Below are 15,868 nucleotides of genomic sequence, written 5' to 3'. Positions count from 1 at the left end.
CCACCCCGTCGCCCCGCCCGCCCGCCGGGGCCCGCCACCCCCTCTACCTCCAGGGATGACATGACCCAGCACCTCGCCGCCGCCCCCGCCGCCCCGACCACCGGCACGCACACGGGCTGGTGGAGAGACGCGGTGATCTACCAGGTGTACCCGCGCAGCTTCGCCGACGGCAACGGCGACGGCATGGGCGACCTGGAGGGCATCCGCAGCCGGCTGCCGTACCTGAGGGACCTGGGCGTGGACGCCGTCTGGCTGAGTCCGTTCTACGCCTCCCCGCAGGCCGACGCCGGCTACGACGTCGCCGACTACCGGGCCATCGACCCGATGTTCGGCACCCTGCTGGACGCCGACGCCCTGATCCGCGAGGCGCACGCCCTGGACCTGAGGGTCATCGTGGACCTGGTCCCCAACCACTCCTCGGACCGCCACGAGTGGTTCCAGCGCGCCCTGAAGGAAGGCCCCGGCTCACCCCTGCGCGAGCGCTACCACTTCCGCCCCGGAAAGGGCGAGAGCGGTGAACTCCCGCCCAACGACTGGGAGTCCATCTTCGGCGGCCCCGCCTGGACCCGTACCGCCGACGGCGAGTGGTACCTGCACCTCTTCGCCCCCGAGCAGCCCGACTTCAACTGGGAGCACCCGGCGGTACGGGACGAGTTCCGCTCCATCCTGCGGTTCTGGCTCGACATGGGCGTCGACGGCTTCCGGGTGGACGTGGCCCACGGCCTGGTCAAGGCCGAGGGGCTGCCCGACATAGGCTCCCACGACCAGCTCAAGCTGCTCGGCAACGATGTGATGCCGTTCTTCGACCAGGACGGCGTGCACGAGATCTACCGCTCCTGGAACCAGGTCCTCACCGAATACTCCCCCAGCCTTCGGCCGGGGGTGCCCCCACGGGACCGCATCCTCGTCGCCGAGGCCTGGACGCCCACCGTCGAGCGCACCGCGAACTACGTCCGCCCCGACGAGATGCACCAGGCGTTCAACTTCCAGTACCTGGGCACCCACTGGGACGCCGCCGAACTCCGTACCGTCATCGACGCCTCGCTCGCCGCGATGCGTCCGGTCGGCGCCCCCACCACCTGGGTGCTCTCCAACCACGACGTCACCCGGCACGCCACCCGGTTCGCCAACCCGCCGGGCCTCGGCACCCAGCTCCGCACCCCCGGCGACCGCGCCCTGGGCCTGCGCCGAGCCCGCGCCGCGAGCCTCCTCATGCTGGCCCTGCCCGGCTCCGCCTACGTCTACCAGGGCGAGGAGCTGGGCCTGCCGGACGTCACCGACCTGCCCGACGAGGTCCGCCAGGACCCGTCCTTCTTCCGCGCCACCGGCCAGGACGGCTACCGCGACGGCTGCCGCGTCCCCATCCCCTGGACCGAGACCGGCCCCTCCTACGGCTTCGGCGCCGGCGGCTCCTGGCTGCCGCAGCCCACCACCTGGGGCCCCCTCAGCGTCGAGTCCCAGACCGGCGACCCCCACTCCACCCTGGAGCTCTACCGCTCGGCCCTCACCATCCGCCGCACCCACCCCGACCTGGGCGCCGGCGAGTCCCTGACCTGGCTCCCGTCCCCCGACGGCGTCCTCGCCTTCACCCGCCACCCCGGCTTCACCTGCACCGCCAACACCACCGGCGCCCCCGTCAGCCTCCCCGCCCCCGGCCGCCTCCTGCTCGCCAGCACCGAGGTCACCGTGGCCGGCGGCATGGTCACACTCCCCGCCGACACCACCGCCTGGTGGGCGGTGTGACCCTCTCACCGCCGCGCGGCGACGCGCGGCCCGAGCCGCGGGGCGACCGAGGAGGGGACGCCCCGCGGCTCGCGGACATCGCCGTCCAGGCCGGGGTCAGCGAGGCCACCGTCAGCCGGGTCCTCAACGGCAAGGCGGGCGTGGCCGGTTCGACCCGCCACCGGGTCCTCGCCGCCCTCGACGTCCTCGGCTACGAACGCCCTGTACGCCTGCGCCGCCGCAGCGCCGGCCTGGTCGGCCTCGTCGTCCCCGAGCTCACCAACCCGATCTTCCCCGCCTTCGCCCAGGTCATCGAGCAGGTCCTGGCCGGGCACGGCTACACCCCGGTGCTCTGCACCCAGATGCCCGGCGGGGCCACCGAGGACGAACTGGTCGAGCAGCTGGAGGAGCGCGGCGTCACCGGCATCGTCTTCCTCTCCGGACTGCACGCCGACTCCGCCGCCGACCCGGCCCGCTATGCCGGTCTCACCGCCCGCGGCGTCCCGTACGTCCTGATCAACGGCTTCAACGAGCGCATCGACGCCCACTTCGTCTCCCCCGACGACCGCGCCGCCGCCCGGATGGCCGTGCACCACCTGGTGGAACTCGGCCACCGCCGCATCGGCCTGGCCATCGGCCCCACCCGCCACGTCCCCTCCCGCCGCAAGGCCGAGGGCTTCACCCAGGCCCTCGCGGACTTCCTGGACCTGCCCCCCGAGCAGGCCGAGGCCTGGACCCACTCCACCCTCTACGGGGTCGAGGGCGGCCACGCCGCCGCCTCCGTCCTCCTGGACCGGGGCTGCACCGGCATCGTCTGCGCCAGCGACCTGATGGCCCTCGGCGCCATCCGCGCCGCCCGCACCCGCGGCCTGGACGTCCCCTCCGGCCTCTCCGTGGTCGGCTTCGACGACTCCCCCCTCATCGCCTTCACCGACCCGCCCCTCACCACCATCCGCCAACCCGTCCACGCCATGGCCACCGCCGCGGTCAACGCCCTCCTGGAGGAGATCCAGGGCAACCCGGTCCAGCGCACCGAGTTCGTCTTCCAGCCCGAGCTGGTGGTACGCGGATCGACGGCGCGGCCGGGGGCCTGATCGCACGGGAGTGAGCCAGGGCCATTTCTCCACCCTCGTCTCCCTCCTCGCCGCTCGGCTCGGATGAGGCGTCCGGGCGCGGACGGCCGGCGGTCGGTCAGGCTGTCGCCGGTGCCAGCGCGCGGCTGAGTCTGAGCACCTGCTCGACCGTCCGGGGCGCGGTGCTCGCCCGGGGTGCCGGGACGGGGACGGCTCCGGGCCCGATGAGCAGGCCGGTCCGCCCGTCGAGCGAGGCGTCGGTGGCGGCGGCGAGGGACGACCGGGCTGCCTCGGCGGCGGGGCCGGCGGTGGAGCGGGCGAAGGTGCGCCGGACCAGCGGCCACAGCAGCCGCAGGGGCGGGGAGACGATCTTGGGGGAGGTCATGGTGCCGTCGGTCATCGCGGTCGCGGCGCCGCCGGGGTCGGCCGCGAAGACGGCCACGCCGCTGCCGCGCAGCCGCTCCGCCAGGTCCAGGGTGTAGGCGAGGTTGGCCAGCTTGGCCCGGCCGTACCAGTGGAACCCGTAGTAGCCGCCGGGCGGTTCGGCCGCCTCGAAGGTGCGCTTGGCGGACCGGACCGCCCCGGAGGTGACGTTCACGACGCGGCTCGGCGCCCCGGCCCGTAGCCGGTCCAGCAGCAGCTCGGTCAGCAGATAGGGCGAGAGGTGGTTGACGGCGAACGTCGCCTCGATCCCGTCCACGGTCCGCTGCCGGTCCGCGAACATCGCGCCCACGTTGTTCACCAGGACCGTCAGGGGCCTCTCGCCCGCGAGCCGGGCGGCCAGCCCCCGCACCTCGTCCAGCGAGGCGAGGTCGGCCGCCAGAAACCGCGGCCCGCCCGCAGTCGCCGCCGTGGCGATCCGCTCGACCGCGCGGGCGCCGCGCTCGGCGTTCCGCCCCACCACGGTGACGGTGAACCCGCGCCCCGCCAGCCCCACCGCCGTCTCCAGGCCGATGCCCCCGGTCCCCGCCGTCACCACCGCATGCCGCTCCATGCCGGCCGCCTTCCTCCCCACCACCCGAAACGGATGGCTATCCGTTGAGACGCGGGCACGCTAACACAAGCGGATGGCTATCCGCTTACGGGGGGGGGAGGGGGCGGTCAGCGCGCCGGACGCAGCCCCTGAAGAAGCACATCCAGATAGACCTCGGCACGAGCCGGACCGCCGTCCCCGGCGCGTACCGCGTGCACGGTGCCGCAGAGCAGACGGCGTACGTCGTCGGCCTCGACGTCTCCGCGCACGGCGCCGGCCCGGCGGGCGCGGTCGAGCAGCTCGGTGACGGACCGGTCGAGCTCGGCCTTCAGTTCGGAGGTCCGCGCCTCGTTGTCGGAAGCCGATTCGAGCACCGCGGCGAACCCGGAGTCGTCCAGCGCGTGTTCGAAGGTGAAACGCAGCAGACCTCGAAGCCCCGCGAGCGCGTCCTCGTCGGCCGCCGCCCTCCGGGCCTCGTCGACCAGCCCCTGCAGATCCTCGGCCGACAGCGCCTCACGCAGTGCCTGGGGGGTGGGGAAGTGGCGGTACACCGTCCCCACCCCGACCCCGGCCAGCCGGGCGACGGCGTTCAACTGAAGCGAGTCGTCCCCGGCGGCCAACCGCTCCCGCGCGACCCGCAGCACCCGGGCACGATTCCGCGCCGCATCCGCCCGCAGCCCCGGCCCCTGCTCGCCTCGCACTGTCACGGGCCCAGCATAGGAGTCCCTCACAGTCTGGAAGCCATATCCCCGTCTCGCCGCCGACGGCCCCGGCTCTCCTGTGCGGGGAGGGCCGGGGCCGTCGGGGTGTGCGGGAGGATCGGGGCTGACCGGCCCGGCCGACCGGGCGCGTGGAGCCGGGCGTGCCCGGCTCTCCGGTCGGCCGGACCGGAGTCGGGAGGACCGTAACACTCCTGAAACAACTTGCGAAAGAGCTTGCAGGAGCTGGGCGAGGATCGTCGCCGGGCCGTGATGTGGATGTTTCCCGCGGGTAAACCGGGCGCGTCCAGGGTCTTGACCGGCCCGCCGGGGCCTCGTACGGTCACGTCCGAAAACCGTTGCTGACTCTTTGCAGCAAGAGAATGCAGCGACGGCAACCCCCCTGTACCACCCCGGCCTTGCGGGCATGGCGCGTTGCCGCACGAGGCTGCACCCGCATCCGCACCTCCCTGTCCCCAGGAGGCACCATGGCCGCAAAGACGCTGCCAGCCAGAGCCCTGGCCGCCGCGCTCGCCCTCACCGCCGGAACCGCGCTCACCGTCGCCACCCCCGCGGCGGCACCCGCCCGGGCCGCCGCGCCGGGCGCCAAGGACGTCACCGCCGTGCTCTTCGAGTGGAAGTTCGACTCGGTGGCGAAGGCCTGCACGGACACCCTGGGCCCGGCCGGTTACGGCTTTGTCCAGGTCTCACCGCCCCAGGAGCACATCCAGGGCCCCCAGTGGTGGACCTCGTACCAGCCGGTCAGCTACAAGATCGCCGGCCGGCTCGGCGACCGCGCCGCCTTCCGGTCGATGGTCAGCACCTGCCACGCCGCCGGGGTCAAGGTCGTCGTGGACACCGTCATCAACCACATGGCGGCCGGCAGCGGCACCGGCACCGGCGGCTCCGCGTACAGCAAGTACGACTACCCCGGCACCTACTCCGGCTTCGACATGGACGACTGCCGCGCCACCATCAGCAACTACCAGGACCGGGTCAACGTCCAGTTCTGCGAGCTGGTCGGGCTGGCCGACCTGGACACCGGCGAGGAGTACGTGCGCGGCCGGATCGCCGCGTACCTGAACGACCTGCTCACCCTCGGCGTGGACGGCTTCCGCATCGACGCCGCCAAGCACATGCCGGCCGCCGACCTGGCCGCCATCAAGGCCAAGCTGACCAACCCCAGTGCCTATTGGAAGCAGGAGGCGATCTTCGGCGGCGGGGAGGCGGTCTCCCCGAGTGAGTACCTCGGCAACGGCGACGTCCAGGAGTTCCGCTACGCGCGGGACCTGAAGCGGGTGTTCCAGAGCGAGAACCTCGCCTACCTGAAGAACTACGGGGAGGGCTGGGGATATATGGCGTCAGGCTCGTCCGGCGTCTTCGTGGACAACCACGACACCGAGCGCCAGGGCGACACCCTCACCTACAAGAACGGCTCCGCCTACACCCTGGCCAACGTCTTCATGCTGGCCTGGCCCTACGGCTCCCCGGACGTCCACTCCGGCTACGAGTGGAGCGACAAGGACGCCGGTCCGCCGAACGGCGGCCAGGTCAACGCCTGCTACAGCGACGGCTGGAAGTGCCAGCACGCCTGGCGGGAGATCTCCTCCATGGTCGCCTTCCGCAACACCGCCCGCGGCCAGGCCGTCACCCACTGGTGGGACAACGGCGGCGACGCTATCGCCTTCGGGCGGGGCAGCAAGGCGTATGTGGCCATCAACCACGAGACCGGGCAGCTGAACCGCACCTTCCAGACCTCGCTGCCCGCCGGGACGTACTGCGATGTGCAGAGCGGCCGTTCCGTCACCGTGGACGGCGGCGGGAAGTTCACCGCCACCCTCGGTGGCGGCACCGCGCTCGCCCTGCACACCGGCGCCCGCAGCTGCACCACCTGACACCCCCTGCCCCGCGCCCACCCCCAGCGGTGTGGCGCGGGGCTTCCCGCACCCCGCCAGACCAGGACCAGACCAGGAGACCCGTCGTGAATCGGCTCCATCCCCGGCCCAGGCCCCGGGCCCGTACCCCGCGTACCGCGGTGGCCGCTCTCGCCGCCGCCACCGCCGCGGCCCTCGTCCCGGCGCTTCCGGCCACCGCCGCGCCCCGGCCACCCGCACCGCCCTCGGACGCCCGGCTCGCCGCCGAGCCCGCCCGGCACGATCTGACCCGCGAGCAGTTCTACTTCGTCCTGCCGGACCGCTTCGCCAACGGGGACCGGACCAACGACCGCGGCGGGCTCACCGGTTCGCGGCTCAGCACGGGTTACGACCCCTCCGACAAGGCTTTCTACCAGGGCGGTGACCTCAAGGGGCTGACCGAGAAGCTGGACTACATCAAGGGGCTCGGCACCACCGCCATCTGGATGGCGCCGATCTTCAAGAACCAGCCGGTGCAGGGGGAGGGGAAGGACGCCAGCGCCGGCTACCACGGGTACTGGATCACCGACTTCACCCAGGTCGACCCGCACTTCGGCACCAACGCCGATCTGGAGCGGTTGGTCGACAAGGCCCATGCCAAGGGCATGAAGGTCTTCTTCGACGTCATCACCAACCACACCGCCGATGTCATCGACTACGAGGAGAAGAGCTACGGGTATCTGTCGAAGGGGGCTTTTCCGTATCTGAGCAGGGACGGGAAGCCGTTTGACGACGCGGAGTACGGGGACGGGGGGCGCCCGTTTCCGAAGACGGGGAAGGGGACCTTCCCCCGTACGCCGGTCGTTCCCGAGGGCAGGAAGAAGGCCAAGGTTCCGGGCTGGCTCAACGACCCGGCGATGTACCACAACCGGGGCGACTCCACCTTCGCCGGTGAGTCCTCCACCCATGGCGACTTCGCCGGGCTGGACGACCTGTGGACCGAGCGGCCCGAGGTCGTGGCCGGCATGGAGCGGATCTACCAGCGCTGGGTACGCGACTTCGGTATCGACGGCTTCCGGATCGACACCGTCAAGCACGTCAACACCGAGTTCTGGACCCAGTGGGCCACCGCGCTGGACGCGTACGCCGCCCAGCGCGGCAAGGACGACTTCTTCATGTTCGGCGAGGTCTACTCGTCCGACCCGGCCGTCACCGCCCCCTATGTCACCCAGGGACGGCTGGACGCCACCCTGGACTTCCCCTTCCAGGACGCGGCCCGTTCCTACGCCTCCCAGGGCGGTTCGGCCGCCAGGTTGTCCGCTCTCTTCGCCCAGGACTACCGCTACACCACCGACAAGGCCAACGCCTATGAGTCGGTGCCCTTCCTGGGCAACCACGACATGGGCCGCTTCGGCACCTTCCTCAAGCAGGACAACGCGGGAGCGGACGACGCCGAACTGCTGGACCGCTACCGGCTCGCCAACGAGCTGATGTTCCTCAGCCGGGGCAACCCGGTCGTCTACTACGGCGATGAGCAGGGCTTCACCGGCGCCGGTGGCGACAAGGACGCCCGGCAGACCCTGTTCGCCTCCCGGACCGCCGACTATCTGGACGACGACCAGCTCGGCACCGACCGCACCCACGCCGCCGATGCCTACGACACCGGCCACCCGCTCTACCGCTCCCTCGCCGAGCTGTCCAAGCTGACCCAGGCCCACCCGGCCCTGCGCGACGGGGTGCGCACCGAGCGCCACGCCGACCAGGGGCAGGGCGTCTACGCCTTCTCGCGGACGGACAGCCGGAAGCAGACCGAGTACGTCGTCGCGGTCAACAACGCCCGGACGGCGAAGACGGTGGAGCTGGCGACAGACTCCCCGGACACCGCCTTCACCACGCTGTACGGGGGCCAGGGCACCGTCCGCGCCAAGGGGGACCGGCTCACGGTCACCGTCCCCGCCCTCTCCTCCCTCGTCCTGAAGGCCGCCCGCCCGATCGCCGACCCGGCCACCCGGCCCGCGATCGAGCTGACCGCGCCCGCCGCCGGGGCCACCGGCACCGTGGAGCTCAATGCCCGGGTCACCGGCGGCCGCCTCAACCGGGTCGTCTTCGCCGCGCAGACCGGCAACGGCCCCTGGCAGGTCCTCGGCAGCGCCGACCACGCCCCGTACAAGGTCACCCACACCATCGACAAGACCACCGCCGCCGGGACGCCGGTCCGCTACAAGGCGGTCGTGGTGGACAGCAGGGGCCGCACCGCGAGCGCCCTGGCCGCCACCACCGCGGGGGCGCCGGTCACCCCGGCCCCGCCGAGCGCGGTGGAGCGGGAGCACGCCATCGTCCACTACCAGCGGCCGGACGGGGACTACGACGGCTGGGAGGTGAAGACCGGGACCACGACCGCCCCCTTCACCGGGCGGGACGCCTACGGGGCGTTCGCCTGGGTCAGGCTGGACGAGGGCGCGGGCAGCCTCCCGTACACCGTGGTCAAGGGCGCCTCCACCGACGGGCCGCAGCGGACCGTGGACCTGGCCGCCACCGGCGAGGTGTGGATCAGGCAGGGCGAGGACGGGCAGCGGGACACCGCACCCGACGGCGCCTACCCGCCCCAGGACCAGGGCAAGGCGGTCATCCACTACCACCGTCCCGACGGCCAGTACGAGGGCTGGGGGCTGCACACCTGGACCGGCGCCGCCACCCCCACCGACTGGGCCAAGCCGCTGAAGCCGGTCCGCACGGACGCCTTCGGCGCCACCTTCGAGGTGCCGCTCGCCCCGGGCGCGACCTCACTCTCCTACATCGTCCACAAGGGCGACGAGAAGGACATCCCGGCCGACCGCTCCCTGGACTTCGGCACGCACGGCAAGGAGGTGGTGGCTGCTCACCGGCGACACCGGCTATCTGCTCCCCACCTCCGGGGCCACCCCGGTCTTCGACCTGACCAAGGCGGCGGCGCAGTGGATCGACGCCGACACGGTCGTCTGGAAGGCGAAGGCCGCCTCCGGCACCGGGCTCGCCCTGGTGTACGCGAAGGACGGCGGGCTCGCGGTCGAACGCGGCGCCCTCACCGGCGAGGGCCGGCGGCTCCGGCTCACCCCGGGCACCCTGACCCAGGCCCAGAAGGCCCGCTTCCCGCACCTGGCGGACCTGCCCGCCTTCACCATCGACCCGCGCGACCGGGCCCGGGTGCGTGAGGCACTACGAGGCCAGGTCGTCGCCGCCCAGTGGGGCACCAACGGGGCCCTGCTCGCCGCCACCGGCGTCCAGCTCCCGGGCGTGCTCGACTCCGTATACGGGCGGAAGGCCGCCAAGGCCGCCCTCGGCCCGGTCTTCCGTCCCGGTGACCGCCCCACCCTCTCCGTCTGGGCGCCCACCGCCCACACCGTCGCCCTGGAGCTGGACGGCCGCCGGCTGCCGATGCGCCGTGACGACGCCACCGGCACCTGGTCGGCCACCGGCCCGGCGAGCTGGCGGAACAAGCCGTACCGCTACCTGGTCACGGTGTACGCGCCGAGCGCGGGCAGGACCGTCACCAACGCGGTCACCGACCCGTACGCCACCGCCCTGACCACCGACTCGGCCCGCAGCCTGGTCACCGACCTCGGGGACCCGGCCCTCGCCCCCCGCGGCTGGAAGTCCCTGAAGAAGCCCGCCGCCGTCCCCCTCCGGGACGCCCAGATCCAGGAACTCCACGTCCGCGACTTCTCGATCAACGACCGGACGTCCCGGCACCCCGGCGGCTACCTCGCCTTCACGGACACGACGTCCGACGGCATGAAGCACCTGCGTGAGCTCGCCGCCGCCGGGACCTCCTATGTCCACCTCCTCCCCGCCTTCGACATCGGCACCATCCCGGAGCGGAAGACGGACCAGACCACCCCCGACTGCGACCTCGACTCCCTCCCCGCCGACTCCGAGCGGCAGCAGGAGTGCACCTCCAAGGCCGCCGCCAAGGACGGCTTCAACTGGGGCTACGACCCGCTGCACTACACCGTCCCCGAGGGCTCCTACGCCTCCGACCCGAACGGCACCGCCCGGACCGTCGAGTTCCGCCGGATGGTGAAGTCGCTCAACGACAGCGGGCTGCGCACCGTGATGGACGTGGTCTACAACCACACCGTCGCCTCCGGGCAGGACGAGAAGTCGGTGCTGGACCGGATCGTGCCCGGCTACTACCACCGGCTGCTGGAGGACGGCACCGTCGCCACCTCCACCTGCTGCGCCAACACCGCGCCCGAGCACACCATGATGGGCAAGATGGTGGTGGACTCGGTGGTCACCTGGGCCAGGGAGTACAAGGTCGACGGCTTCCGCTTCGACCTGATGGGACACCACCCCAAGGCGAACATCCTCGCCGTCCGCAAGGCCCTCGACGCCCTCACTCCGGCTCGTGACGGGGTCGACGGGAAGAAGATCGTCCTCTACGGGGAGGGGTGGAACTTCGGCGAGGTCGCCGACGACGCCCGGTTCGTCCAGGCCACCCAGAAGAACATGGCCGGCACCGGCGTCGCGACCTTCTCCGACCGGGCCCGGGACGCGGTGCGCGGCGGCGGCCCCTTCGACGCCGACCCCGGCGTCCAGGGCTTCGCCTCCGGCCTGTTCACCGACCCCAACACCTCCACCGCCAACGGCACCCCCGCCGAGCAGCGCGCCCGCCTGCTGCACTACCAGGACCTGATCAAGGTCGGGCTGACCGGCAACCTGGCCGGCTACACCTTCACCGACACCTCCGGGCGTACGGTCAAGGGCTCCCAGGTCGACTACAACGGCGCCCCCGCCGGCTACGCGGCCGCCCCCGGCGACGCCCTCGCCTACGCGGACGCCCATGACAACGAGACCCTGTACGACGCGCTCGCCTTCAAGCTGCCGGCGGCCACCGCCCCGGCGGACCGGGCCAGGATGCAGGTGCTCGCCATGGCGACGGCCGCCCTCTCCCAGGGCCCGGCCCTCTCGCACGCCGGCAGTGACCTGCTGCGCTCCAAGTCGCTGGACCGCAACTCCTACGACTCCGGTGACTGGTTCAACGCACTGAACTGGGACTGCCGGGCCGGCAACGGCTTCGGCCGCGGACTGCCGCCGGCCGCCGACAACCAGGACAAGTGGGCGTACGCGCGTCCGCTGCTCGCCTCACCCGCCCTCAAGGCCGGCTGCCCCGAGATCAACGCCACCTCGGCCGCGTACCGGGACCTGCTCACCATCCGCACCACCGAGAAGGCCTTCAGCCAGCCCACCGCCGACCGCGTCCAGTCCGCGCTGTCCTTCCCGCTCTCCGGCAAGGACGAGACCCCGGGGGTGATCACCATGGCCCTGGGCGACCTGGTCGTGGTCTTCAACGCCACCCCGGACCGGCAGACCCAGACCGTCCCCGCCCTCGCGGAGAAGGGCTACGCCCTCCACCCGGTCCAGGCGGCCGGCGCCGACCCGGTCGTCAGGGCCGCCGACTACCGACCGGACACCGGGGCGTTCACCGTCCCGGCCCGCTCGGTCGCGGTCTTCACCCGCTGACCGCACCGGATACAGCGGATACGGGGGTGCGGGAGACGGGCGACCGTCTCCCGCACCCCCGTATCGTTTCCGGAGCGCGACGCACCACCACCCCACCGGGAGAACCACCATGCCGCAGATCACCGTCGACTACTCCGCCGCCCTGGAGGAGGACTTCGACCGCCGGGGCTACGCGCTCGCCCTGCACCCGGTGGTCGTGGAGACCACCGGCGCGCGGCTGCCCGCCTGCAAGACCCGCACCCGCCGCACCCAGGAGACGGTCATCGCCGACGGCGGGGCCGACGAGTCCCTGATCCACATCACCGTCTCGCTGTTCGCCGGCCGCAGCGAGGAGGCCAAGGCCGCCCTCGCCGAGGCGGCCGTCGCCCTCACCGCCGGCTTCCTCAAGCCCGGTCTGCCCCCGGTGCACATCTCCGCCGAGGTCCGCGACCTGGACCCCTCCTACCGCCAGAACTGACCGACCGCCGCCGTGTTCTGAGGGCTCCCGAGGGTCCTCAGAACACGGTGTCCCTCTGGTCCGGGATCACCGCCCCGCGGTCGTCGAGGACCGGGCCGAGGGAGCCGTCGGGGTTGACGCGGGCGCGCTCGGCGCAGGGGTAGGGCGTGCTCAGGGCGGGCTTGGGCTCCAGGAACATCGGGTTGACGATCCACCCGCCGTCGCCGTTGTGGTAGGCCCGGCACATGAGCTCGGCCTTGTTGCGGTTGAGCACCAGGCGCAGTCCGGTGGCGTCGTGGAGGAAGGTGGCGTCGGTGTCGGAGTCACCGGCGGCGAACACCTGGCGCCGGTGGGCCGGCTGGCGTTCGAAGGCGCGGTGCGGCGGTACGCCGAGGATGGTGCGGTTGATGGCGCAGCGCTTGCCGTCGATGTACGGGATCGCCTCCGGGTCGCCGCCGCAGCCGCGCAGCCGGGGGGTGAGCCGTCCGCCGGAGCGCAGGTTCTCCACCCCGATGACATGGTCCGCGCCGATCCCCACCTCACGGGCCCAGACCTGTACGACGGGCTGGGCGGAGGCGGAGGTGATCCACACGTCGAACCCGGCGCGGTGCAGGGTCCTGATCAGGTCGCGCTGCTGGTCGTAGTAGCGGATCCAGCCGGTGACCTTCCGGGTGCCGACCCGCTGCTGGGTGCCCGGCGCGGCGCGCAGGTTCTCGGCGCGGGCGGTGGCCGCGTAGCCCCGGACCTGCCGGGGGGTGTGCCCGGCGAGGAGCTGGGCCGCCCAGGCGTACGACGGCTCGGTGCGGCGGTGGTCGTAGCCGGCGAAGGCGGGCGCGCCGGCGGTGGTGGCGCCGTCGCTGTAGACGGAGAGGATCTCGTCGGCGCAGCGGGTGTCGCCGCTGGTGGGCAGCGGCCGGCCGGCGGGGACGGCGGTGCCGCAGGCCCGGCGCAGGGCGGCGGCCGCGTCCGGAGTGAGGAACGGGCTGGTGGTCCGCCAGTCCTTGCGGGTGGGCTGGAGCACCTTGTCGTTGCGCAGCAGCCAGAAGGTGGTGGCGTCGCCGACGTCGTTCTTGACGACCGTGTTGTCCCAGTCGAAGACCGCCAGCGGCTTGGACTTCCCCGGTATGCCGCGCTGGGCGGGGAGGCAGCGGCCGTGGCGGTCGATCAGCTCCTGGAGCCGCTCGCGGTTGTTCCCGTACCAGGTGAGGCGGGCGTCGAGCCGCGGGCAGGCGCCGGCCGCGGACCGGGCGCCGGACGGCGGGGCGGCCCCGGCGGGCGCCGGACCGGGCAGGACCGTCGCGGCCGCGGCCAGGAGGAGGGCCAGGATGGCGGTGGTGCGGTGTCTCATGGAGGGGGCCGGCCTATCGGTGGGGGGACGGTGGGAGGTCAGGCGGTCGACCCGGTCCGGCTGATGCGGCCGTTCTCGATGTGCCCGATGAACCGCTGCGACCAGGCGGGGTCGTTGCTCACCGTGAGGGTGAAGTCGTACCAGCCGGAGGCGTAGGCGAGCTGGCGGAAGTAGTCGCTGGTGCTCTTGCCGGAGCCGACCTGGTACGTCCAGCTGCCGGCCCGGTAGTTGTTGGAGGTGATGGTGAAGGTGACGCCCTGGGTGGGGTGGTCGTTGGACAGCTGGAACCAGAGGGCGGTCGCGCCCTCCTGGTCCGCGAAGTAGCTCTTGGCCCGGGCGTAGCGGCCGGTGGCGGTGGAGGTGTCGCCCGTGAAGCGGCGCAGGAAGCGGTTGGGGCCGATGACGGTCAGGTCGTAGCGCCCGTTGCCGTAGGCGCTCCCGCCGATGTTGAAGAAGTCGCTGGTGGCGCCGTTCGGGCTCAGGGTGTACTGCCAGGGCCCGCCGCCGCGGTAGGCGTTGGCGTACGCGGCGAGGTGGGCGGCGGAGGTCGCCTCGGCGCCCTTGTTCTCCAGGGCGATCCACACCTTCTGGGTGCCCTTCGGGTCGGTGCCCTCGTAGCGGTCGAGATAGGCGTTGACCTGGTACGGCAGGGCGCAGGCGTCCTTGTTGCCGGACTCCTGGGCCGGGCGGGTACCGGTGCCGGACGGGGCGGTGGGCGCGGAGGTGGCGTCGCAGGCGCCGCCGTCCATCACCGGCTGGCCGGACGGTACGGCGGCGGGCAGCGCGGGCAGCGGCCCGTACACCGGGTTGGCGAAGTCGAACGCGGAGGTCAGGTCGCCGCAGACGGCCCGCCGCCAGGCGCCGATGTTCGGGCAGGCCACCCCGGTCCACCGCTCCAGGAACCGCAGCACCGAGGTGTGGTCGAACACCTGGGAGTTGACCCGGCCGCCCCGGGTCCAGGGCGAGGCGATGATCATCGGCACCCGGAAGCCCAGCCCGATGGGCGCCCCCGCCACATGCTCGGTGGCGTCCGAGGTGTCGGCCGGCACCGGCGGCGGGACATGGTCGAAGAAGCCGTCGTTCTCGTCGTAGGTCAGGATGAAGACGGTGGAGTCCAGCACCGACTGCTTGCCGGCCAGCGCCTCCAGCACCCGCTTGGTGACCGTCGCGCCCAACCCCGGACTGGCGTTGGGATGCTCGGAGTTGGCGTAGTCGGTGACGATCCAGGAGACCCGCGGCAGGGTGCCGTTCGCCACGTCGGCGCGCAGTGCGGCGACGATGGCGTTCGCCACGTCCCCGCCGCTGTAGGGCACCCCGGCCACCCCCTGCCGCCACAGCGCCTGGTCGCCCTTGCCGTCCTTCGCCGGGTCCGCGGTCATGAACCGGCCGAAGTACTCCAGCGCGTTGTCGCCGTAGTTCTTCGCCGCGTTCTTGTCGTAGACCTGGTAGACCTTCCAGCTGATCCCGGCGGACTGGAGCTGCTCGGCGTAGGTGAGCCAGTTCTGCTCCTTGCGCCGGAAGTCGCCGCCGTTGTGGTTCACCTGGTTGGCGCCCGCCAGGCCCGCGCCGATCGAGCCGGACCACAGGTAGTTGCGGTTCGGTCCGGTGCCGGTCAGCGAGGAGCAGTGGTAGGCGTCGCAGATGGTGTACGCGTCGGCGAGGGCGTGGTTGTACGGGATGTCGGCCCGGGTGTGGTAGCCGAGCGTCATCCCGGTACGGCCCTTGGCGGCGTACCAGTTGTCCATCTTGCCGCCGTTCCAGGCGCCGTGCTGGTCGGTCCAGCTGTGGCCGCCGCCGTCCACCTTGCACTGCGAGCTCTTCCAGCCGCCGCTGCCGGCGCTGAGCCGCCAGGGGAAGAGCGAGCCGCTGCCCTTCGGCTGCTGGAAGACGGTGCGGCCGGACGGCCCGGAGGCGGTGCCGGGCAGGTCGACCACGGCGTGGTCGCCGAAGCCGCGCACCCCCTTGAGGGTGCCGAAGTAGTGGTCGAAGCTGCGGTTCTCCTGCATCAGGATCACCACGTGCTTCACCGGGGCCAGCCGCGGATCGGGCGCCACCGCGGCCGCCCCGGCCACCGGCTCCAGGAAGTCGGGCGAGGCCGCACGGGTCGAGGGGAGGCCGACCACGGCGGTCGCGGCGACGGCGGTGGCGGAGGCGAGGAAGCTTCTGCGCGCGATGCCGTCGGACAGGCGCGGGGTGCTGTCGGACATACGCGGGGTGCTGTCGGACATGAGGGGGGCACCTTCGGATCGGAGGGGGACGACGA

Annotated in this window: 7 protein-coding genes and 2 pseudogenes; 5 read left to right on the top strand and 4 right to left on the bottom strand. The window is 72.5% G+C overall.

The annotated features are described in order from the left end of the window. Positions 1-60: 60 nt before the first annotated feature. Positions 61-1,743: a glycoside hydrolase family 13 protein gene (locus tag M1O15_RS20750; RefSeq protein ID WP_248635586.1), complete on the top strand. Its 1,683-nt coding sequence runs from the start codon at positions 61-63 to the stop codon at positions 1,741-1,743. Next, complete coding sequence (locus M1O15_RS20745) at positions 1,731-2,816, top strand: LacI family DNA-binding transcriptional regulator (protein ID WP_372499520.1); 1,086 nt, start codon at positions 1,731-1,733, stop codon at positions 2,814-2,816. The genes M1O15_RS20750 and M1O15_RS20745 overlap by 13 nt, the downstream gene beginning before the upstream one ends. 97 nt (positions 2,817-2,913) lie before the next feature. Here M1O15_RS20745 and M1O15_RS20740 read toward each other — a convergent pair whose 3' ends face one another. Both M1O15_RS20740 and M1O15_RS20735 read right to left on the bottom strand, forming a co-directional pair. Continuing rightward, the gene (locus tag M1O15_RS20740; RefSeq protein ID WP_248635585.1) at positions 2,914-3,789 is read right to left on the bottom strand and encodes an SDR family NAD(P)-dependent oxidoreductase; all 876 of its coding nucleotides are present in this window, start codon (positions 3,787-3,789) and stop codon (positions 2,914-2,916) included. Positions 3,790-3,896: 107 nt separating this feature from the next. Further along, positions 3,897-4,475, bottom strand: a complete 579-nt coding sequence (locus tag M1O15_RS20735; protein WP_248635584.1) for a TetR/AcrR family transcriptional regulator — start codon at positions 4,473-4,475, stop codon at positions 3,897-3,899. Between the two features lie 479 nt (positions 4,476-4,954). On the opposite strand from M1O15_RS20735, the pseudogene M1O15_RS20730 reads away from it, so the two are divergent. The 3 genes and pseudogenes from M1O15_RS20730 to M1O15_RS20720 all read left to right on the top strand — a co-directional run. Beyond that, positions 4,955-6,352, top strand: a pseudogene (locus M1O15_RS20730) (alpha-amylase); the annotation flags it as partial. A 149-nt stretch (positions 6,353-6,501) separates the two neighbouring features. Beyond that, positions 6,502-11,821: pseudogene (pulA, locus tag M1O15_RS20725) on the top strand (pullulanase-type alpha-1,6-glucosidase). 109 nt (positions 11,822-11,930) lie between these two features. Continuing rightward, the gene (locus tag M1O15_RS20720; RefSeq protein ID WP_248635583.1) at positions 11,931-12,278 is read left to right on the top strand and encodes a 5-carboxymethyl-2-hydroxymuconate Delta-isomerase; all 348 of its coding nucleotides are present in this window, start codon (positions 11,931-11,933) and stop codon (positions 12,276-12,278) included. Positions 12,279-12,315: 37 nt separating this feature from the next. Here the strand turns inward: M1O15_RS20720 and M1O15_RS20715 are convergent, their stop codons facing one another. Together M1O15_RS20715 and M1O15_RS20710 are read right to left on the bottom strand one after the other, a co-directional pair. Next, positions 12,316-13,605: a haloacid dehalogenase-like hydrolase gene (locus M1O15_RS20715; protein ID WP_248635582.1), complete on the bottom strand. Its 1,290-nt coding sequence runs from the start codon at positions 13,603-13,605 to the stop codon at positions 12,316-12,318. Positions 13,606-13,643: 38 nt separating this feature from the next. Further along, a complete protein-coding gene (locus tag M1O15_RS20710; RefSeq protein ID WP_248635581.1) occupies positions 13,644-15,833 on the bottom strand; it encodes a phosphocholine-specific phospholipase C in 2,190 nt (729 codons plus the stop codon). Between the last annotated feature and the right edge of the window lie 35 nt (positions 15,834-15,868).

The organism is Streptomyces lichenis (genome assembly GCF_023218175.1).
Classification (GTDB): domain Bacteria; phylum Actinomycetota; class Actinomycetes; order Streptomycetales; family Streptomycetaceae; genus Streptomyces; species Streptomyces lichenis.
This window is presented reverse-complemented; position numbering and strand designations above follow the sequence as displayed.